17 protein-coding genes and 1 riboswitch are annotated in these 20,759 nt (G+C 37.6%); of the genes, 8 read left to right on the top strand and 9 right to left on the bottom strand.

Annotation, left to right across the window (positions count from 1 at the left end):
- The first annotated feature begins 59 nt into the window (after positions 1 to 59).
- The 3 genes from HU137_RS00465 to HU137_RS00455 are packed head-to-tail and all read left to right on the top strand — an operon-like array spanning position 60 to position 3,479.
- Positions 60 to 416, top strand: a complete 357-nt coding sequence (locus HU137_RS00465) for a four helix bundle protein (protein WP_182041848.1) — start codon at positions 60 to 62, stop codon at positions 414 to 416.
- 41 nt (positions 417 to 457) lie between these two features.
- Positions 458 to 1,636 carry an acetyl-CoA C-acyltransferase gene (locus HU137_RS00460; RefSeq protein ID WP_182041847.1) on the top strand — a complete coding sequence of 393 codons (1,179 nt, stop codon included), beginning with the start codon at positions 458 to 460 and terminating at the stop codon, positions 1,634 to 1,636.
- A 46-nt stretch (positions 1,637 to 1,682) separates the two neighbouring features.
- Entirely contained in the window at positions 1,683 to 3,479 is a 1,797-nt protein-coding gene (locus tag HU137_RS00455; RefSeq protein ID WP_182041846.1) for an acyl-CoA dehydrogenase family protein, read from the top strand.
- 159 nt (positions 3,480 to 3,638) lie between these two features.
- Here HU137_RS00455 and HU137_RS00450 read toward each other — a convergent pair whose 3' ends face one another.
- Positions 3,639 to 3,803: a DUF5522 domain-containing protein gene (locus HU137_RS00450; protein WP_182041845.1), complete on the bottom strand. Its 165-nt coding sequence runs from the start codon at positions 3,801 to 3,803 to the stop codon at positions 3,639 to 3,641.
- A 189-nt stretch (positions 3,804 to 3,992) separates the two neighbouring features.
- Positions 3,993 to 4,940: a PhoH family protein gene (locus HU137_RS00445; protein WP_182041844.1), complete on the bottom strand. Its 948-nt coding sequence runs from the start codon at positions 4,938 to 4,940 to the stop codon at positions 3,993 to 3,995.
- 69 nt (positions 4,941 to 5,009) lie between these two features.
- Between HU137_RS00445 and HU137_RS00440 the strand changes: the two genes are divergently transcribed.
- Positions 5,010 to 5,834: an SAM hydrolase/SAM-dependent halogenase family protein gene (locus HU137_RS00440; RefSeq protein ID WP_182041843.1), complete on the top strand. Its 825-nt coding sequence runs from the start codon at positions 5,010 to 5,012 to the stop codon at positions 5,832 to 5,834.
- Here HU137_RS00440 and HU137_RS00435 read toward each other — a convergent pair.
- Complete coding sequence (locus HU137_RS00435) at positions 5,827 to 6,363, bottom strand: GNAT family N-acetyltransferase (protein ID WP_182043275.1); 537 nt, start codon at positions 6,361 to 6,363, stop codon at positions 5,827 to 5,829. The two genes, HU137_RS00440 and HU137_RS00435, sit on opposite strands and share 8 nt — an antisense overlap.
- 122 nt (positions 6,364 to 6,485) lie before the next feature.
- Here HU137_RS00435 and HU137_RS00430 point away from each other — a divergent pair, with 122 nt between their 5' ends.
- From HU137_RS00430 to HU137_RS00415, 4 genes are read left to right on the top strand one after another with little or no spacing between them, the layout of a single operon-like run.
- Positions 6,486 to 7,025, top strand: coding sequence for a CopD family protein (locus HU137_RS00430; protein ID WP_182041842.1), 540 nt, complete (start codon positions 6,486 to 6,488; stop codon positions 7,023 to 7,025).
- Positions 7,018 to 7,746, top strand: coding sequence for an ABC transporter permease subunit (locus tag HU137_RS00425; RefSeq protein WP_182041841.1), 729 nt, complete (start codon positions 7,018 to 7,020; stop codon positions 7,744 to 7,746). Before HU137_RS00430 ends, HU137_RS00425 begins: the two co-directional genes overlap by 8 nt.
- Positions 7,743 to 9,416 (top strand): gliding motility-associated ABC transporter substrate-binding protein GldG, encoded by a 1,674-nt coding sequence (gene gldG, locus HU137_RS00420; protein WP_182041840.1) that lies wholly within the window; start codon positions 7,743 to 7,745, stop codon positions 9,414 to 9,416. Before HU137_RS00425 ends, gldG begins: the two co-directional genes overlap by 4 nt.
- Positions 9,326 to 9,799 carry a hypothetical protein gene (locus HU137_RS00415; RefSeq protein ID WP_182041839.1) on the top strand — a complete coding sequence of 158 codons (474 nt, stop codon included), beginning with the start codon at positions 9,326 to 9,328 and terminating at the stop codon, positions 9,797 to 9,799. Before gldG ends, HU137_RS00415 begins: the two co-directional genes overlap by 91 nt.
- Positions 9,800 to 9,801: 2 nt before the next feature.
- Here HU137_RS00415 and purF read toward each other — a convergent pair whose 3' ends face one another.
- From purF to HU137_RS00385, 6 genes are all read right to left on the bottom strand, one after another.
- Positions 9,802 to 11,292: an amidophosphoribosyltransferase gene (purF, locus tag HU137_RS00410; RefSeq protein ID WP_182041838.1), complete on the bottom strand. Its 1,491-nt coding sequence runs from the start codon at positions 11,290 to 11,292 to the stop codon at positions 9,802 to 9,804.
- Positions 11,293 to 11,479: 187 nt separating this feature from the next.
- Positions 11,480 to 12,202: a phosphoribosylaminoimidazolesuccinocarboxamide synthase gene (purC, locus tag HU137_RS00405; RefSeq protein WP_182041837.1), complete on the bottom strand. Its 723-nt coding sequence runs from the start codon at positions 12,200 to 12,202 to the stop codon at positions 11,480 to 11,482.
- 89 nt (positions 12,203 to 12,291) lie between these two features.
- Positions 12,292 to 16,002: a phosphoribosylformylglycinamidine synthase gene (locus HU137_RS00400; RefSeq protein ID WP_182041836.1), complete on the bottom strand. Its 3,711-nt coding sequence runs from the start codon at positions 16,000 to 16,002 to the stop codon at positions 12,292 to 12,294.
- Positions 16,003 to 16,050: 48 nt separating this feature from the next.
- A riboswitch (purine riboswitch) is annotated at positions 16,051 to 16,148 on the bottom strand.
- A 69-nt stretch (positions 16,149 to 16,217) separates the two neighbouring features.
- On the bottom strand, positions 16,218 to 16,787 hold the full coding sequence (purN, locus tag HU137_RS00395) for a phosphoribosylglycinamide formyltransferase (protein WP_182041835.1): 570 nt from the start codon (positions 16,785 to 16,787) through the stop codon (positions 16,218 to 16,220).
- 214 nt (positions 16,788 to 17,001) lie between these two features.
- The gene (locus HU137_RS00390; protein WP_182041834.1) at positions 17,002 to 17,706 is read right to left on the bottom strand and encodes a M48 family metallopeptidase; all 705 of its coding nucleotides are present in this window, start codon (positions 17,704 to 17,706) and stop codon (positions 17,002 to 17,004) included.
- The gene (locus HU137_RS00385; protein WP_182041833.1) at positions 17,706 to 20,759 is read right to left on the bottom strand and encodes a type I restriction endonuclease subunit R; all 3,054 of its coding nucleotides are present in this window, start codon (positions 20,757 to 20,759) and stop codon (positions 17,706 to 17,708) included. The genes HU137_RS00390 and HU137_RS00385 overlap by 1 nt, the downstream gene beginning before the upstream one ends.

Genomic DNA, 20,759 nt, shown 5'->3' with positions numbered 1-20,759 from the left:
TTTAAAAAAATAGAGAAAAACAAAATACAATTTACATCAATTCATTAAAGAAAAAAAATATGAATTATTTTAAAGAGTTAAAAGTATGGCAAAAGGCAATTGATTTGGTTACGGAAACCTATATGGTAACTAAGAGTTTTCCAAAGGATGAAATCTTTGGGTTAGTTTCCCAAATCAGAAGATGTGTGGTTTCGATTCCTTCGAACATTGCAGAAGGATGTGGAAGAAAATCAAAGAAAGATTTCGCTAACTTTTTGGGAGTTGCACTTGGTTCTTCTTTTGAATTTGAAACTCAAATTATTATTTCAAAAAATATAGGCTATCTGTCGGATGAACAATTTCTTTATTTGGAATCGGAAATTCAACATATTCAAAATATGGTTATAAAACTTCAATCATCTTTGGAAAAGAATTAATTACAATATACATTATACAACAATACAATATACTTAAAATAATGAAACAAGCATATATAGTTACAGGATATAGAACAGCAGTAGGAAAAGCGCCGAGAGGTACTTTGCGATTTACACGCCCGGATGAGTTGGCTGCTAAAGTCATCGAAAGAATGATGCAAGATGTTCCCAATCTGGATAAAGACCGAATCGACGATGTCATCGTAGGTTGTGCCATGCCGGAAGCCGAACAAGGATTAAACATGGCAAGATTGATTTCCTTAATGGGATTAAATACGGACAAAGTTCCAGGCGTTACAGTCAACCGCTATTGCGCTTCAGGTTCTGAAACCATTGCCATTGCGGCGGCGAAGATCAGAACCGGAATGGCAGATTGTATCATTGCCGGAGGAGCTGAAAGTATGTCTTATATCCCGATGGGCGGATTTAAACCAATTCCGGACACAAAGGTTTCGGAGAAAAATGCCGATTATTATTGGGGAATGGGTTTGACTGCGGAAGCGGTTGCAAACGAATTCAAAGTTTCGCGTGAGGATCAAGATCAATTTGCGTATCAATCGCATCAAAAAGCGATGAAAGCAATTGAATCGGGGAAGTTTGAAAACCAAATCGTTCCAATTGACGTTGAATTCACTTCGCTTGATGAGAAAGAAAAAGTACAAACCAAAAAAGTTACTTTCAATCAGGATGAAGGACCGAGAGCCGATACCTCTTTAGAAGTATTGTCAAAACTAAGACCTGTTTTTGCAAATGGCGGAAGTGTCACAGCTGGAAATTCTTCTCAGATGTCAGATGGAGCAGCTTTCGTTTTGGTTATGTCAGAAGAAATGGTGAAAGAGTTGAACCTGACACCAGTTGCGAGGTTATTGTCTTATTCAACAGTTGGCGTACCACCAAGAATCATGGGAATTGGACCTTTGTATGCTATCCCAAAAGCATTGGAACAAGCCGGACTAAAACAATCGGACATTGATTTAATCGAATTAAACGAGGCATTTGCATCACAATCCTTAGCTGTAATGAGAGGTTTGGATTTGAATCCAGAAATCGTGAATGTAAACGGAGGAGCAATTGCATTGGGACATCCGCTGGGTTGTACCGGAACTAAATTAACCGTTCAACTTTTGGATGAAATGAAGCGTCAGAACAAAAAATACGGAATGGTAACCATGTGTGTAGGAACCGGGCAGGGAGCGGCTTCCGTCTTTGAGCTATTATAAATGTTGAATTTGAAATTCAAATTATTAAATTTAAAAATATTACGAAATGAGCAATAATCGATTAAAAGGAGGAGAATTCTTGGTGAAGGATTTGACTTGGGAAAATATATTTACACCGGAAGATTTCAGTGAAGAACAAAAAATGATGCTGGAATCGGCCAAGGAATTCATCGACAGAGAAGTTTGGCCAAAAAAACATCAGATAGAAAAAAAGGATTATGCCTTGATTGAAGATTTGATGAAAAAGTTAGGGGAGCTTGGATTTTTGGGCATTTCAGTTCCGGAAGAATATGGAGGATTGGGAATGGGATTTGTCACAACGATGTTGGTTTGTGATTATATTTCGGGCGCAACGGGTTCATTAGCAACGGCTTATGGGGCGCATACGGGAATTGGAACCATGCCCATTACGCTTTACGGAACGGAAGAACAGAAAAAGAAATATTTGCCGAAATTGGCGACTGGAGAATGGTTTGCTTCCTATTGCTTGACAGAACCAGAAGCAGGTTCTGATGCCAACTCCGGAAAGACCAAAGCTGTTTTGACCGAGGATGGAAAACATTACAAAATCACCGGTCAAAAAATGTGGATTACCAATGCCGGTTTTGCAGAATTATTCATCGTTTTTGCGCGAATTGAAGACGATAAAAACATCACGGCATTTATTGTTGAAAAATCTCAAGCTGGAGACGGATTTTCTTTAGGTGAGGAAGAAGATAAACTCGGAATTGTTTCTTCTTCTACACGCCAAGTCTTTTTCAATGAGGTTTTGGTTCCGGTTGAAAATATGTTGGGTGAACGAAACGGCGGATTTAAAATCGCGATGAATGCGTTAAATGTTGGTCGAATTAAATTGGGGGCGGCTTGTCTAGATGCCCAAAGAAGAATTGTTTCCAACGCGATAAATTATTCATCTGAACGCAAACAATTTGGCGTTTCCATCAATACTTTCGGAGCAATCCAAGAAAAATTGGCTGATATGGCAGTGGCGACATTTGCTTCAGAAGCCGGAGCTTACAGGGCTGCAAAAGATATAGAGGAAGCCATTGCTGAAAATGTATCCAATGGTATGCCACACAATGAAGCGGAATTAAAAGGTATTGAAGAATATGCGATTGAAGCATCGATTTTAAAAGTTTGGATTTCGGATATGGCGCAAATTTCGGCTGATAAAGGAATTCAGATTTATGGCGGAATGGGTTATTCTAAAGAAATGCCGATGGAAGCAGCTTGGAGAGATGCGAGGATTTCAAGAATTTATGAAGGAACCAATGAGATAAATAGTTTACTCAGCGTCAGCATGTTAGTGAAACGTGCTTTTCAAGGCAGGGTAGATTTGATGACACCTGCGATGAATGTCGCCAATGAATTGATGAGTATTCCATCCTTTGATGTGCCGGATTATACCGAACTTTTTGCGCAAGAAAAAGAAATTTTAACGAATTTGAAAAAAGCATTCTTTATGGTTGCTGGAGCGGCTTTACAAAAATTTGGAGCAGATTTGGAGAAACATCAACAGTTGATTTTACGGGCATCTTCTATTTTAATTGAGATTTATATGGCGGAAAGTACTATATTGCGAGCTGAGAAGATTTCAAAATCTAATTCGGAAGAAAATGCTGCGGTATCAATAAAATTTGCTAAATTGCAGTTGTTTGACTCCGTAGAGGTGATTAAGAAAAATGCAATAGCTGGAATCATTTCTTTTACAGAGGGAGATGAACAGCGCATGATGCTTTCAGGATTAAGAAGATTTACACGATATAATGATTTTCCAAATGTCGTTCAACTTAAAACAGAAGTAGCTGAATTTTTAATAAAAGAAAATAAATACTCTTTTTAAATCTTTGGCACGATGTTTGGAATATAAACAGTTAAGTACTATTCTTTTCATAAGGTAGTTGAGTTTTCATGGTACTTAAGTTTTAGTAGAGAGGGTCCCGGCAGAAATGCCGGGGTTTTTTTTGGTTTCAACTCAACAAAAAAGCCGCTCAAAGCGACTCTAATTTTTCTTTTTAAACGTATCCGTTTTTTTGTCATATCCGTATGGACAATGCCGGCAACCGCTTTTGCAACAATAGCCACGACGCAAATGATATTGTTCCGTAAAAACGATGTAACCTTCCGGTGTTTTGTAAAAATCGCCTTCTTGTAAAACTTGTTTCATTCCAAATTAGTTCGTTATTTTTTAGCCAAAGTAGATATATGAAAAAATAATTAGACCTGTTGTAAAATTAATTAATGAAAATAATAATTAGAGAAATATTCAGGTAAAATGATGAGAATGAGAAAAATAAATAAAATCAAATAATCATCCCATTTCAAAATTGAGACTTTATGACCTAATATCATTTCATTACTGATTATCTACTTTTTTATAAGCCTGAAGAATTTTTCCAACCAATTTATGTCTGACCACATCCTTTTCCGTCAATTTCACCATCCCAATTCCATCAACATTGTCCAAAATAGACATGGCTTCTTTTAATCCCGATTTCTGTTTGGGTGGTAAATCGACTTGTTCAGGGTCGCCGGTGATGATGAATTTGGCATTTTTACCCATTCGGGTCAGGAACATTTTCATCTGAGCATGTGTGGTGTTCTGCGCTTCGTCAAGTATGACAAAGGCTTCGTCCAAAGTTCGTCCGCGCATAAACGCCAAAGGAGCCACTTCGATGATTCCTTTTTCATAATAAGAATTCAGTTTTTCAAAATGAATCATATCTTTCAAGGCATCATAAAGTGGTTGTAAATAGGGGTCCAGTTTTTCTTTCAAATCACCCGGTAAAAAACCCAAACTTTCACCAGCTTCTACAGCAGGACGCGTTAAGATGATTCTTCTAACTTCCTTGTTTTTAAGCGCTTGAACAGCAAGTGCGACACTTGTGTAGGTTTTTCCGGTTCCGGCTGGTCCTATGGCAAATACCATATCGTTCTTATAAACTTTGTCTACCAATTCGATTTGTCCGGGAGTATGGGCTTTGATGAGTTTGCCATTGACGCCATGTACCAAAACTTCTTTTGCGTTTGTCATTGTTTTTTGGGTAGAACTGTCGAGTTCCAAAATATGTTCTACATCTTTTTCTTTCAGTTGGTTAAAGTGTTGTATGTGCGTGATGATTTGAGCGATTTTTTGATCCAATGCCTGAAGTAAATCCTCATTTCCCACTGCAGAAATAGTCCTTCCACGACCTACAATTTTTAATTTGGGGAAATAGGATTTTAAAGTTTTAAAGTTTTCATTATTGGGTCCGTAAAACTCTTGAATGTTTACATCAACCAATTCTAAATTTAATTCTGTCAAATGTCTTGTGTTTAAATTCGATTCAATACAAAAATACGCAATATATTTGTTTGCTGGAACAGATTTTTCATGCCGATTATTACATTAACAACTGATTTTGGAATAAAAGATGCCAATGTTGCCTCATTGAAAGCAAAAATTTATACGGAGCTTTCTGATGTGACGATTGTGGACATTTCGCATGAAATCCAACCATTTGATATAGCTGAAGGCGCTTTTATTGTCAAAAATTCTTACAAAGATTTCCCAAAAGGAACCATTCACATACTAGGAGTCGATGCGCTTACCAATCCTACGAAAGTTCCAATTGCAGCATTGATTGATGATCATTATTTCATAACGAGTGATAACGGAATTCTTTCCTTAATTTGTTCTGAAGTGACACCAAAAGAATTGGTAGAAATAAAATTGCCTCAGGTTCAGGAAAATTCTGTATTCCCAACGCGTGATTTATTTGTTCCGGTTGCTTGCCATCTGGCAAGAGGAGGTATGCTCGCCGTGGTGGGACAAAAATTAAAGTCATTTAGAGAACTTTCTGCATTGCGTCCTGTCATCAAAGACAATAAACAAATTATCGGAACGGTCATTTATATTGACAATTATGGAAATGCAATTACCAATATTTCTGAGAAAATATTTGAAAAGGTTGGGAAAAAAAGAAATTTCAGGATTTGGCATCGCAATCAAGAATTTACAGAATTGTATCGGAATTACAGTGATTTCGTAAAAGATTTCGAAAAAGAATTTGATTATGTAGGGAAAGGTTTGGCTTTGATTGGTTCTTCCGGTTATTTGGAAATCGCCATTTATAAAAGCAATCCTAAATCTTTTGGAGCAGCAAGTACGCTTTATGGTTTGAAAAAAGGAAGTGAAATTTATGTCGAATTCAATTAGATTTTAACCAATCTTTTTTCTGGATTTCATATTGAAAATTCGTTTTTTCCTCTTCTCCAAAATAGGCCACATTTAATTCCATTGTTTTTACAGCGCCAAGTTTTTCCATGGCTTTTTGTGATCGAAAATTGGAAGCGCCTACATGAAAATTGACTTTGTCGACAAATTGAAAAATATAATCCAACATCAATTTTTTTGCTTGTGGATTGATTCCTTTTCCCCAAAACTTTGTGCCGTAAAATGTGTAACCGATGTACAGGCTATTGTCCTCAGAATTAAAATCATAAAACCGGGTGCTTCCGGCGATTTCGCCGGTAGATTTTTCAACGACAAGAAAAGCGCCTGGACTTTCCATTGCACCTTTAAAAAAGGTTTGGAATACTTCTCGTTTGTATCGATTTTTATTGGGATGTTGCGCCCAAACTGCAGGATCAGAAGCAACTTCAAAAAGTTTTTCAAAATCCGATTCTTGGAGAGGAACCAATTTTAGGGTTTCATTTTCGAGTTGAGGTTGAAAGGAAAAATGCATCATAATTAAATCAAATAAAATGAAAAGTACTTTAATTTAATGAAATGAAAAAAAGTTTTTGAAGGTTGAAATTATCAAATCAACTTTAAATGATATATTAAGGTATTGATTATTTTTGTCCTATGGAATTCTATCCCATCATTAAAGCCATTCACATCATTTTTGTGGTCAGTTATTTCGCCGGACTGTTTTACATCGTCCGTCTTTTTATTTACCATACGGAAACCCAAAATAATCCAGAATCAGAACAATCCATTTTGCGTAATCAATTTCGGTTGATGGAAAGAAAATTATGGAATATCATCACGGTTCCGGCGGGAATTCTGGTTCTCATAACCGGAATTACAATGTTATTTTTAAATCAGTCGCTGCTTACACAACCCTGGATGCATATCAAATTAACGGCAGTTTTATTGCTAATAGGTTATCATCTTTGGAGTTGGAAGACTCTGAAAGAAATCCAACAAGACCAATTCAAAATGAAATCGGTTCGTTTAAGGATGATGAACGAAGTTGCAACTTTGTTGCTTTTCATCATCGTTTTTGCGGTGATTTTAAAAGGATTATTTTTGACGTATTGGTATTGGATTTTGATTAGTTTTGTAGGCGTTGGCGTACTAATTATGCTGATCGTCCGTTTAGTGAACAGAAAGAATGATTAAGATTTTCAAAAAAGAAGTAACGAACTATTTCACGGGTTTTATGGCCTACATCTGCGCATCGGCGTTTGTGCTGATTTGCGTATTGTTTTTGTGGTTTTTTGACAACGAATTCAACATATTCAACATCGGAACGGCGACTTTGAGCAGTTTCTTTTTTGTCGCACCTTGGATTTTGTTGTTTTTGATTCCGGCTTTGACGATGCGAACCATCGCCGAAGAAGAAAGCTCGGGTACTTTGCAATGGTTATTCACCCAACCCATCAATATCTGTGGAATCGTTTGGGGGAAATTTCTGGCGGTTGTCATCGTTTTGGTTTTTTGTCTGTTGCCAACTTTAATTTTTATTTATACTTTAAATCAATTCATCAACGAAACCCAACAACTCGATTACGGCGTGTTTTTCAGCGGCTATTTGGGATTGTTTTTAATGGGAACGACTTTTGCTTCGATCGGAATTTTCACTTCTTCGATGACCAAAAATCAAGTTGCAGCTTATGTTTTAGCGATATTTTTGTGCTTCATATTGTTTTATGCGTTTGAAAGTTTGGCATCATATAATTTATTGGGTGGAGCTGATTATTATGTACAAAAATTGGGGATTTACACGCATTATCAGCAGTTGTTGAAAGGAATCATCGATACGAGGGATTTGGTTTATTTTCTGGTATTGATAGGAATATTTTTGGTGTTGACGAATTTTAATTTGGAGCGGAAAAAATGAAAAAATCAACACGAAATAGTTTAGTTGTTATTCTAATTTTAATTGGAATTGGTGTATTGTCGGAGTTCATTTTCAAACGATTGGATATGACCTATGACAAACGTTATACGTTAAGCCAAACGACACAAACGATTCTTCAAAAAATTGATAAACCTTTAAAAATAAACGTTTTACTCGGAGGGCAACTTTCCGGAGATTACCGGACTTTGAAAAATGAAATCAGTTTTTTATTGGATGAATTCAGAAACATCAATCCTCAGATTTCTTATCAATTTTTAAATCCTTCAAAAGATTATACATCCGCCCAATTGCAAGAGAACGGACTCGCGCCGGCTCCGGTAAAAACAGATGATGGCGTGCTGAATGTTTATCCGTATGCCCAATTAAAATACGGAGAAAAGGAAGGTTGGATGGAAACTTTGGTGAACGATCCTGCTTTGTCTTTTGACCAATTAGCGGCGGCTTCCACAGAAAAATTGGAGTATTTGTTTATGGATGACATAAGACGAATTACCCAAGTTAATCGCAAAAATGTAGGATTTCTGGTACATCACGACGAATTACCCCAAATCTACATGGATGGTTTCGGACGTGCTTTGGCCGACAATTACAACGTTGATGTATATATTCAACCGATTCAAGATTCGACTTATACATTAAAACAATCGGATTTGGAAGCGCTCAAACATTTTGATGCCTTGATTTCGGCCAAACCCACTTTGCCTTTTTCTGATGCTGACAAATTGGTGTTGGATCAATACATCATGAATGGTGGGAAAATGATGTTCCTGACCGAAACGGTAGACGCCGAAATGGACAGCATTTTCAGAAGCGGAAAAATCGTGGCTTTTCCAAGAGATTTGAAATTGAATGATTTTCTATTCAACTATGGAATCCGCATCATTCCAGCGATTGTAAAAGATTTGGAAGCCGCAAAAATCGTTTTGGCTGATGGTGAAACGACCGCCGGAAATGTGAGTTATAACGCGTATACTTGGCCGTATTTCGTGCGTGGATTTGGTGCAGATCCCAATCCCATAACGGAATCCATTACTTCTGTCCGATTTGAATTTGCCAATCCGATGGAACTTCTCGACAATCCAAACATAGAACACAGTGTTTTATTGGCAACTTCGCCTTATACAACTTTGCAACCATCGATGAGTTTGGTGGAATTGGCAGAAGTGGGAAATGTCAACAAAGAAGAATACCAAATGGGAAGAATTCCACTCGCTGTTTTGGCGGAAGGAAATTTCAAATCGATGTATGCTTCTCGCTATGAACGAAACGAAATTCCCAATTTCAAATCGGAAACCCAAAACGGGAAATTGATCGTGGTTTCTGACGGTGATGTGGCGAAAAACCACGTTTTATCGGGAAGACCGATGCGTTTGGGTGAAGACCGATTTTCACTTCGACCCGACAATCCCAAAGAACGTCCGGTGGCTTATGATAACCAGAATTTCTTGTTGAACTGCGTGGATTATTTGCTCGGAGAAACTGATTTCCTGAACCTTAAAAACCGAAAATTAGAAATCCCCGATTTAAATGAAACCAAACTCCAACTCGATAAATCCAAATGGCAGATGATCAATTTGATCCTGCCGGCTTTGGTGATTTGGGTAATTGGTTTGGGGATGATTTGGTGGCGGAGAAGGAGGTTTGCTTAAAATTGATTATGAATTATTTTAATTTAGATAATCCAAATAAACTTAAAACTGAATTAATAGATTTGACGACATTAAATGAAAAGTCAATTATAAAATTTGTCGAAAAAATTATTTCTGGAAAACCCGATAAAATTCAGGGTAAAATATATCTAATTACTTCAGATAGAGAAATTTTAGTTAATGAAATAATAAAATTTATTCAGTTAGATTTACAATCAATCAATGAGGAATTTGATTTTGAATATTTTTTCTGTCTGTATAATCCAGTTACTCAAATGGCGTCTTTTTCCTGTGAATTGAAAAGACAATCTGGCGGTGGAATCATTTATGACGTTGTAAGAATTTTTATTAAGGAAAATGAATATTATCTATTAACCACTTAACCTCAATACTCAATCTTCTTCTGATAAAATTCGTCTTTTGATGCATTTCGTTGCACCGGATATTTCTCCGTAAAACAACCAAAACAATGATTGGTTGAACCGATGATTTCGATCAAATTGGGAACTGAAAGAAAATCCAAACTGTCCACACCGAGGTAAACCGCCAATTCTTTATTATTCATATTGGCTGAAATTAAATCTTTTTTCGTCGGCATATCAATGCCCAAAAAACAAGGCGCAATAATCGGAGGCGAAGCACTTCGGAAATGAATTTCTTTGGCGCCGGCTTCTTTTAAAATTTTGATCAACAATTTACTTGTCGTTCCGCGCACAATCGAATCATCCAAAATCACCAATCGTTTTCCTTTGATTTTATCTTTAATCGGATTCAATTTCAAATTCACCACACGTTCGCGCATTTCCTGCGATGGAACGATAAACGAACGGCTCATATAACGGTTTTTCACCAAAATCGGTTCAAATGGAATCCCAGAAGCGTTTGAAAATCCAATAGCAGACGGAACTCCGGAATCGGGAACGCCAATCACAACATCGGCTTCAACAGGCGATTGTTCATACAATTTCCGACCACTTTCCACACGCAAATCATAAATGTCTTTTCCTTGGATATTGGAATCGGGACGCGCAAAATATATGTATTCGAAAGCACAAATTCTTTGTTTTGAAGGTTGTTCAAGCGAATAGGAGTGAAGACCGTCTTTGTCTGCAACGATGATTTCTCCAGGTTCTACATCGCGGATGAATTCGGCACCAACTGCATCCAACGCACAACTTTCTGAACTGAAAACATAGGTTTCTTCGTCAATTTTCCCGATGCACAAAGGACGAATTCCATTGGGATCACGAAAAGCGGCCAATGAATTTTTGGTCAACAACAAAACCGAATAAGCACCGCGTATGTTTTTCAATCCTTTTTGGATGGCTTCCTGAACGCTTAAATCTGAATGTTTCTGAATCGAACGCAAAATCACTTCAGTATCAGAAGTCGCCAAAAAAGGCAAACCTTCTTTGTATAATTCTTCTTTTAATTCGTCGGTTTCGATGACATTTCCGTTGTGTGCAATGGAAAAATGCGGTTTCCCATAATAATTCACTGCATACAGCGGTTGAATATTTTTCGAACTTCCACCACCGGCAGTCGTATAACGCGTATGACCGATGGCTGCATTTCCTTGAAATTCTTCAATTTCCTCGATTTGTTTAAAAACATCCAAAACCAAACCGGTTGATTTATAGGTTTTGATATTTCCTTCTTTCAAAACGGAGACTCCGGCAGCTTCCTGTCCGCGATGCTGCAACGCAAACATCCCGAACTGAGCCAATGAAAAAGTGTCGATGTTGTTGGGCGAATAAATCCCAAAAACGCCACATTCCTCTTCCATGCTGTCCATAGAATCGTTGAAAGTAGTTTTTAACCAATTTCGTTGATAGATTCGGTTCTGAAAATTTGATGTTTTTGTGCAGATTTTCATTTTGCGTGTACTTTATTTTTTATTTTTAACATTAAGCAGTTTAGTGTTTTTAGAAAATTTTAAGTAAGGTTAAGAATCATAATTGATTTAAGGTATTTCTTAATGAAAGATTTGAATCTTAATATATCTTAATTTTAAATTTTTAACTTCTTAATGTTTTTATTGCGGTTTTCGGAACTTATCGTATTTATTTTACCGCTTCCAAAAGTCTGTTGTAAACCTCATGATAAGCTTCAGAAACCTCACCCAAATCTCTTCTGAAACGGTCTTTGTCTAATTTCTTCAAAGTATCTTTGTCCCAAAGTCGGCAGGTGTCTGGACTGATTTCATCTGCCAGAATGATGTTTCCTTCACTATCCTTTCCAAATTCGATTTTAAAATCGATCAAAATCAAATTGGCTTTTAAGAACAATTCTTTTAAAGCTTCGTTGATTTTATCGGTCACCTCGTACATTTCTTTCAATTCCTCATAAGTCGCTGCTCCAAGCAAAACGGCGTGATGATCATTAATCAAAGGATCACCCAATTCGTCTTTTTTGTAACAAATGTCAAAAATCGTAACAGGCGATTTTGCGCCTTCTTCCAAACCTAAACGTTGCGCCATACTTCCGGCAACATAGTTCCGAACGACCATTTCCAGCGGAATGATGTCCACTTTTTTAACCAATTGTTCGCGTTCGTTTATTGTTTCGATGTAATGCGTCGGAATTCCTTTCCCAATTAAATAATTGAAAATCAACGTCGAAATCTTATTGTTCATTTCGCCTTTGTCAGCAACCGTTCCACGTTTTTGCGCGTTGAATGCTGTTGCATCGTCTTTGTAATATACGATCACCAAATTCGGGTCTTCAGTTGCATAGACTTGTTTGGCTTTTCCTTCGTAGATGAAATCTTTTTTTGTGTGGCTCATTGTGTTTTTATTTTATTGCTCAGCGCTCTTTGCGGTTTCCTTTGACTCTTTGAGGTTAAATTTACCCGCCGAGAATTTCCCAGAGATTATTATTTAAAATATTCTACTCCATTCTTAAATATGTTCATATATCCCATTCCTGGGATGTTTTGGAACAATCCTTCTTCAAATCTTTCCGGATGTCCCATTCTTCCGAAAACCTTTCCGCATGGACTCGTAATTCCTTCGATTCCTATCATGGATCCATTTGGATTGAATGGCATTTCTTCTGCTATATTTCCTTCTAAGTCAATAAATTGCGTAGCAATTTGTCCTTGATCAAATAGTTTTTTCAAATTCTCCTCATCGGCCATAAATCGACCTTCTCCATGTGATACCGGCACCCAATATTCCTCTCCTTGCATTCCTTTTAACCACGGGGAAAGGTTATTGGTCACCCGAATTTTCGCCACTTGTGCGATGTGTCGCCCAATTTCGTTGAAAGTCAAAGTCGGCGTGTTTTCTTCCAATGGTCTGATTTCGCCGTAAGGCAATAATCCCGATTTGATCAAACCTTGAAATCCATTGCAAATCCCCAAAACCAAACCATCTCTTTCCAATAATTTATGGACGCTTTCTTTGATTTTTTCATTTCGCAAAACAGTCGCAATGAATTTTCCCGATCCGTCCGGTTCGTCCGCAGCGGAAAATCCTCCAGGTATGAAAAGAATTTGCGCATTTTCAATCGCTTTGGCGTATGCAGCTACCGATTCTTCGATGTCTTTTTCCGACAAATTTTTAAATACGATAATTTCCGTTTCGGCACCTTCTCGTTGGAAAGCTTTTGCACTATCATATTCGGAATTCGTTCCCGGAAATGCGGGAATGAAAACCTTAGGAATTACGATGTTGGATTTACGAATTAAGATTTCTGAGATGTTATTTTTTAAACCTCGTCCCGAAATTTCGGGATCGGACTTCGTACCTCGTACTTCGTAAGGAAAAAGTTCTGCAAATGTTGATTTCCAAGCCGATTTTGCTTCGCGAATGGAAATTTGAATTGAATTGAAATTAAAATCTGAAGATTTATGGGTTGTTCCAATTTCGAAGTAATTTTCCTTCAATTCTTCCGGAATATCCAAATCAATTTGATGCTCGATGATGATTGCGCCTGGATAATTTTTAACCAATTCTAATTCTGAATTAATTTCAAAACCAATTTCATTTCCAAATCCCATCAAAGCCAATGTTTCGGCAATTCCACCTGATTTTACCGCCATTGCGGAATCAATTTTTCCGTTGTTGGCGTACAAATAATAGAATATCGATTTTAAATTTTCTTCGTCAAATAAATGATTTTTATTCAATTTAGGAATGAAAACGGACAATTTTGAATTCGTATGCTGTAAAGTCGACGAATTGATTTTATAAGATTTATTTGGACTCACCGCAAATGAAATCAAAGTCGGGGGAACATCGATGTCCTGATAACTTCCGCTCATGCTGTCCTTTCCACCAATCGCAGGAATTCCCAATTGTTTTTGCGCTTCAATCGACCCCAAAACGGCTGCAAATGGTTTTCCCCAGCGAGATGGATCGTCTTTTAATTTCTCAAAATATTCCTGAAAAGTCAGTCGGATTTCTTTGTAATTTCCTCCTCCGGCTACAATTTTTGAAACACTGTCCATCACCGCAAAATAAGCGCCGTGATATGGCGACCATCGGCTGATTTCCGGATTGAAACCAAAACTCGCCATGCTTACCGATTCGGTAAATCCGTCAGTTGGGAATTTCTGAACGCTGATGTCTTCCGGTGTATCTTGGTATTTTCCACCAAAAGCATTTAAAACGGTACTTCGTCCGACATTATTATCAAACATTTCCACCATTCCCTTTTGGGAAGTATGGTTCAATTTTTTTAATTGACCTATGAAATTTTCTTTGGTAAATTCTTGGGCTGAAAAAGGAGAGTGGTTTTCTCCGTTTTCTACAGAAATTTCCGCTTGTTTTCTTACGCCATTGGTATCGAGGAATTTTCTGTCTAGTTCCACGATTTTCTCGCCTTTCCACCACATGGTCATCGTTTCGTCATCGGTAACATCGGCCACGACTGTTGCTTCCAAATTTTCAATTTCGGAGAATTGGATGAATTTTTCGACATCTTTACGTTCGACTACTACTGCCATTCGTTCCTGAGATTCAGAAAGCGCCAACTCGGTTCCGTTCAATCCTAAATACTTTAACGGAAGTGTATCTAAATCGATGTTCACGCCACGTGCGATTTCACCAATCGCAACTGAAACACCACCCGCACCGAAATCATTGCATTTTTTAATCAATGCAAGCACTTCTTTGTTGCGGAAGAGCCGTTGGATTTTACGTTCGACGATTGCATTTCCTTTTTGTACTTCCGAACTCAATTCTTCCAATTTCTGTCCATCATGGGTTTTGGAGGAACCTGTGGCACCTCCGACTCCGTCGCGTCCGGTTCGTCCGCCTAACAAAATCACTTTATCACCCGCTTTGGGTTCTTCTCTGCGTACCCAATCTTTTTTCACCGCTCCGGCGACAAAACCGACTTCCATTCGTTTGGCTTTGTAACCTTCGTCGTAAATTTCTTTGACATAAGTCGTTGCCAGTCCGATTTGGTTTCCGTAGGAACTGTATCCGTTTGCAGCTTCTTTGGTGATTTTTCTTTGCGGTAATTTTCCGGGTAAAGTATCTTCAATTTTTTCCAAAGGATCAGCCGAACCGGTAATCCGCATCGCTTGAAATACATAAGCACGACCGGAAAGTGGATCACGAATCGCTCCGCCCACACAAGTCGAAGCACCACCAAAAGGTTCAACTTCCGTTGGATGATTATGGGTTTCGTTTTTAAATTGCAACAACCATTCTTCTTCCACGCCATCTACATCGATGGGAACGACGATGGAACAAGCATTGATTTCTTCCGAAACGTCAATGTTTTGGACTTTTCCGGTTTTACTCAAATATTTTCCCATAATCGTCGCCATATCCATCAGACGAATGGGTTTTTGGATATTTAATTCTTCTCTTAATTTGAGATAATAATCAAAGGTTTTTTGAAGGGTTTCTTTGAATTGGTTTTCAAATTTGATTGAAGTCAATTCGGTTTCAAAAGTCGTATGGCGACAATGATCTGACCAATAAGTATCCAGAACTTTTAGTTCGGTTTCAGTTGGATTTCTATCGATGGATTTGAAATGATTTTGGATGAATTCCAAATCGTCCATTCCCATCGAAAATCCAAATTCTTGGTGCAATTTTTCTAATTGTTTTGCATCAAATTGAATGAAACTTTCAACCGTTGGAACGGGTTTGATTTCGGTTGATTCGCTATAAGAAAGTTGGCTTAAATCCTTTTCTCTGGCTTCGATAGGATTGATCAAATAGTTTTTTACTTTTTCCAATTCTGAATCGGAAATTTCTTCAAAAACATACAAATAGCCGGACTTCACTTTTGGATTTCTGTAACCGATGAGTTGTAAACATTGATCGGCAGAATCGGCGCGTTGGTCGTATTGACCGGGAAGCGGCTCTGTTGCAAAGTAGGATTTGGGATTTACGGTGTCGGAAGTTAAAATTTCTTCGAAATTTTGGTAAACGATATCGGTCACTGGATCTGCAAAGACCTCGCACAGTGCATTTTCCAATTGGTTTTCTGTGATTTCAAAAAGGTCATAAATGACAAAAACCTTGCACGAAATTCCGCTGACAAGGTTTTGTAATTCTTTTGTGACTTTTCTACTGTGAACGTCAAATTCTGATTTTTTTTGAATAAAAATTCGTTTATTCATAGCGTTTTATATTCTTTTTTAAAACTGCAAATGAAGTATATGAAAACGAATTCATAAAACTTCATTTGTAGTGGAAAATTAATGGTTTTCCGTAGAAACACCCGACCTTATCTCGGGTTTATACAAGTGAAATTTTAACTTTAAAAACAAGCGACAAATTTACGGAAATTATTTTGTTTTTAGAATAGAATTTATGGTTTAATTCTTTTGAAAAATTATCCGATTTTTTCCGTCAATTTTTGAATCGCTTGGATCATGATTTCTTTTTCAACTTCAGCTACTTTTCTTTGTAAATCTGCTATTTCATCGGTTTTTTCTACTGCGAATTCTCCTTGTAAAATGATTTCGCCTTCATCCACTCCGGCAGTTACAAAATGAACGGTGGCACCGGAAACTTGGTCGCCCGCATCCAGAACCGCTTGATGAACGTGTTTGCCGTACATGCCTTTTCCACCGTATTTGGGTAAAAGTGCCGGATGAATGTTGATGATTTTTCCTTGCCATTTTTCAACAAATTCTTTGGAAAGGATAGATAAAAATCCGGCCAGGACGATTAGATCGATGTTTTCTCCCTCGAGATTATGATCCGCATCTTCTGAAAATGTCTTTTTTTCTTCGAGTAAAAAGGTCGGGATGTCGTAATCCAACGAACGCTCTACTGCATAACAATCGCGATCGGCCATAACCATTGCGATTTCGGTGTTGGGAAGACTGCCGTCTTGGATGGCATCGATGATGTTTTGTAAATTGCTTCCTGAACCTGAGACAAATACGGCTATTTTCATTTCTTTGTGTGTATAATGTAGGTTTGTAGAAAGTATATCGTATAGTTTCTTGGGACACAAAGATAGAGATTTTGAGGGTAGATGGGGAAATTAAATTTAGGATTTGAGATTGATGATTTTAGATTTGGGATTTATTATTTGCTCTATTTCAAACCCAATTCTTTACGCCCAAGAGTGAAGGGAGGAATTGGGTGGATTTTATCAAAGGAAAGGATTAATTTGCTGATAAAGGCAGCTCATTCAATATTTTTTTTTGCAATCGCCAATTGGGTAAGAATTGATCCATCAACGCAATAAAACGCTTGTTGTGATTTCGTTCTAATAAATGAACTAATTCGTGTACGACAATATACTCAATGCAGTCCAATGGTTTTTTAGCTAGCTCAATATTAAACCAGATCCGTGAATGATCTGTTGCACAGCTGCCCCACTTGGTTTTCATCTTACGAATTTTAAAAGCAGGCACCTCAATATCCATTTGTTTTGCATACTTTTCAATCATTACTTGCAATCGTCCTCGTAATTCATTTCGATAGTAAGCGTACAATTGTTTTTCTAATAAAGCCTTGTCATTCGTGTTTTTGGTGTAAATCGTAAGATTCTTTCCCTCAGGTTGCACCTTATTTTTTGTAGCCCCTATTAATTTTAACAAATAGCGCTCACCAAATAAATAATGACTTTCCCGGTTGACATACAATCGAGGTTCTTCGCGAGGTTGCTCTTTAAATTTGCGTTGTTCTCTTTTTATCCAAGCTAATTTTGTTGCTGCATAAATTTTCACTTTCTCCAAATCATAAAATTCGGGTGAAGCAATAGTGACGTGCCCTTTTGGCGGATGCACGCTCAGATGCAAATTTTTTATCGGCTTGAAAGTTACCTCTATATCCACCTGCCCAATCTTCAATTGTTCCTTTCGCATCAATATTCGTCTTTATGAGCCTCGATAACTTTGTATATTTCGTTTACTTTGTTCACGTCATTTACCACGTTAAATATGGCTTTCTTCAGCAATTTCTGCTTGGCAATATTTTCTCGAAAACCTTCTTGTTTGGCATATTGAACAGCCTCTTCACAAGCTAAGGCTAAAGTCTCATCATTATCCAACGTGTGATATAAAGCGACTTTACCTTTGGTGTTTAATGACGAGGGAACGTCATCTGTTTTGCCTTTATTGACTTGACGAATCAGTTCCGCCATTTCTACTAAATACTGTTGATAATTGATAGATTCTTGTTTTCTGCGTTCAATCAATTCCTGCAATAAAACAGACATCTGATCAAAGTATTTTGGGTCTAACAGATGTTCTTCTACAATTTTACTTCGTACATTATTCTCAATCGTTTCCGCAACAGCTTCTTTATTCCCTTTGACGCCCTTGGGCAATGAATCTATGGCTTTTTCCATATTGGTTTCTAACAAATCCAACAAGGAAATATCTTCAAAAGGACTAATCGTTTCCGATTCTTCTGCTTTAATGTAGGTATCAATCAAGAAACGCATATCGGCTTCATAGGCTTTCAAGTCAATGGTTTCTCCACTGGCAATGCGGATGACTTCTCTTAGATTCAAATAATCATCTAATTTCTGATGGAACGTGTTGATTTCTTTTTCCGTAAATCCAGCCTCCGAAAAATCAGCTTTCAGATTCGCATAGGCGCGGATATATTCTACAATGGCTTTGTACAATGCCATACGTTTGTATTCATTAGCCTTTAGATCGTCTTCATTTTCTGTATTGCCACAGAAATAATGAATATAATCCAATTGTGATTTAGGCAAAGCGACATTTTCGCAAATGCTTTCTACGGTTTCCATCGCTGTCCACAATCTATCTTTGGCTATCTTCAAACGGTCTTTGATATGAATTTCGACCTCTTCTTTCGAAAAACCTTCCGAATCTAACTCTGAAGTATATACATTAATGGCATCGGTTACATTGCCAAATAATTCCATGTAATCTACGATATAGCCATAATCTTTATCATCGGTATCCAGACGGTTCACGCGACAAATGGCTTGAAACAAGGTATGATCTTGCATCTTTTTATCGATGTAGATATACGAGCACGGTGGCGCATCAAATCCGGTTAATAGTTTTGAAACGACAATTAATAACTTCATCCGTGCCGGCTCTTTTCTAAACTGCTCTTTCGAATCGGTTTCGTAGGTTTCTGTTTTGGATTTATTGCCTTTGACACTTACATTCTTCAATAATTCTACATAGGTATTGTAGATATATTCCTTATCGGTTTCGTTATCTGCGCCCGTATCTTCCAATGAAATATCTCTTGCATTGGGATTATAAGAAGTGATAATTGCGCATTTGTTTTTTAATTCGGTTTGTAAAAACAAGTTGTAATATTTACACGCTTCGTAAATGCTTGATGCCACCAAAATTGCATTTCCCATTTGCGATTTCAACCGGGGCTTGGTAGAGAAATCCAACAAGATATCCGACACAATCATTTCCATTCGACTCTTTGAGCTCAACACATTTTGCATCGTTCCCCATTTCTTTTTCAGCTCATTTTTTTGGAAATCATTTAATCCAGCTGTTTTCGAATCAAACCACTGATCGACTTTTGTTTGAGAGGTTAATCGCTGTTCAATAGAACGTCCTTCGTACATCAAATCTTTCACGACACCGTCCTCAACCGCTTCATTAAATTTATACGTATGAATGTATCGCCCAAAAACATCCATCGTTGTTTTTTTATCTTGCTTCAACAAAGGAGTTCCTGTAAATCCGATGAAAACGGCGTTTTGCAATACCGCTTTCATAATTTGATTGAGTTTACCCCCTTGCGTACGGTGGGCTTCGTCTATAAAAACAAAAATTTCGCCTTGGGTTTGTACCGGATTTTCTTGTAATTCTTTTAAAAACGCATCGAAATCGGTTTCGGATTTATTTCCGAATTTATGAATCAAGGAACAAATCAATCGAGGTTTAGAGGCTTGCAAAAATTGCATCAATTCCTTTCCCGAACGGGTTTTGGCAATGTCAGTTTCGCCCACGTCGTTAAACACCCGCTCAATTTGGCCATCCAACTCGGTTCTATCGGTCAATATCACCAATCGCGAATTGGGTACATTTTCCAATATCCATTTCCCCAACATCACCATCATCAACGATTTGCCCGATCCTTGGGTATGCCAAATGATGCCGCCTTCTTTCCGGCGTATAAATTCTTGCGAGGCTTTCAAGGCAAAATACTGATGTGGTCGAGGTAATTTTTTCACCCCCGCATCAAACACCACAGCGTTATAGATAATATCTAGGAAACGCTCCTTAGCGCACAATTTTTTCAGGTATTTATCTAATTTATACGCTGTATTGTCGTGTTCATCTTCTTTCCAACTTAAAAAATATTTGGCAGGCGTTTCGATGGTTCCGTATTTTAATCCTTGGGTATTATTCCCGGCCAATATAAATTGAACAGTCGAATAAAACCACTCGTTAAAATGTTCTTTCTGATTTGATATCGATTGATTTACCGATTCGGCAATATCTGTTGTCCCACGTTTCAACTCCAAAACACCTAATGCAATCCCATTTACATACAACACAATATCGGGGCGACGAACGTGCTGACCCTTGGTTAAGGTCACCTCTTCTGCAATGCCAAAATCGTTGTTTCGCCAGTCTTTCCAATCAATCGGAAAAATAGTATCAAATTGTTCACCCAATTCGGGTCGGGCTTTCACACCATAGCGAATAGTTTCATATAAGGTTTTATTACGATGGTACACATTCCCTGCGCTGGTCATTGCCAAATCCGTCAATTCCTTCACCGCTTTATTGGCTAAAGTTTCCGAATACCCACGTTTTAATAGATTCTTTTTTAAAATATCCGCCTCTACGTTACTATTATGTTCACGCTTCTCCCAATTGCCATAATAGGTGTACTCCAATTGCTCTTGAAACAATTGAATGATACGATTTTGGGTATTGCGTTCGATTGGGTTAATCAT

The organism is Moheibacter lacus, assembly GCF_014042165.1.
In the GTDB taxonomy this organism is placed as follows: Bacteria; Bacteroidota; Bacteroidia; order Flavobacteriales; family Weeksellaceae; genus Moheibacter; species Moheibacter lacus.
This window is presented reverse-complemented; position numbering and strand designations above follow the sequence as displayed.

What these genes read in the sequence shown, in the direction of transcription:
- purN (WP_182041835.1), bottom strand. Translation starts at nt 16,787, where the DNA reads ATGAAAATAGCCGTATTTGTCTCAGGTTCAGGAAGCAATTTACAAAAC.
- HU137_RS00430 (WP_182041842.1), top strand. Translation starts at nt 6,486, where the DNA reads ATGGAATTCTATCCCATCATTAAAGCCATTCACATCATTTTTGTGGTC.
- gldG (WP_182041840.1), top strand. Translation starts at nt 7,743, where the DNA reads ATGAAAAAATCAACACGAAATAGTTTAGTTGTTATTCTAATTTTAATT.
- HU137_RS00385 (WP_182041833.1), bottom strand. Translation starts at nt 20,759, where the DNA reads ATGATTAACCCAATCGAACGCAATACCCAAAATCGTATCATTCAATTG.
- HU137_RS00455 (WP_182041846.1), top strand. Translation starts at nt 1,683, where the DNA reads ATGAGCAATAATCGATTAAAAGGAGGAGAATTCTTGGTGAAGGATTTG.
- purF (WP_182041838.1), bottom strand. Translation starts at nt 11,292, where the DNA reads ATGAAAATCTGCACAAAAACATCAAATTTTCAGAACCGAATCTATCAA.
- HU137_RS00415 (WP_182041839.1), top strand. Translation starts at nt 9,326, where the DNA reads ATGGCAGATGATCAATTTGATCCTGCCGGCTTTGGTGATTTGGGTAAT.
- purC (WP_182041837.1), bottom strand. Translation starts at nt 12,202, where the DNA reads ATGAGCCACACAAAAAAAGATTTCATCTACGAAGGAAAAGCCAAACAA.
- HU137_RS00450 (WP_182041845.1), bottom strand. Translation starts at nt 3,803, where the DNA reads ATGAAACAAGTTTTACAAGAAGGCGATTTTTACAAAACACCGGAAGGT.
- HU137_RS00425 (WP_182041841.1), top strand. Translation starts at nt 7,018, where the DNA reads ATGATTAAGATTTTCAAAAAAGAAGTAACGAACTATTTCACGGGTTTT.
- HU137_RS00390 (WP_182041834.1), bottom strand. Translation starts at nt 17,706, where the DNA reads ATGCGAAAGGAACAATTGAAGATTGGGCAGGTGGATATAGAGGTAACT.
- HU137_RS00460 (WP_182041847.1), top strand. Translation starts at nt 458, where the DNA reads ATGAAACAAGCATATATAGTTACAGGATATAGAACAGCAGTAGGAAAA.
- HU137_RS00440 (WP_182041843.1), top strand. Translation starts at nt 5,010, where the DNA reads ATGCCGATTATTACATTAACAACTGATTTTGGAATAAAAGATGCCAAT.
- HU137_RS00400 (WP_182041836.1), bottom strand. Translation starts at nt 16,002, where the DNA reads ATGAATAAACGAATTTTTATTCAAAAAAAATCAGAATTTGACGTTCAC.
- HU137_RS00435 (WP_182043275.1), bottom strand. Translation starts at nt 6,363, where the DNA reads ATGCATTTTTCCTTTCAACCTCAACTCGAAAATGAAACCCTAAAATTG.
- HU137_RS00465 (WP_182041848.1), top strand. Translation starts at nt 60, where the DNA reads ATGAATTATTTTAAAGAGTTAAAAGTATGGCAAAAGGCAATTGATTTG.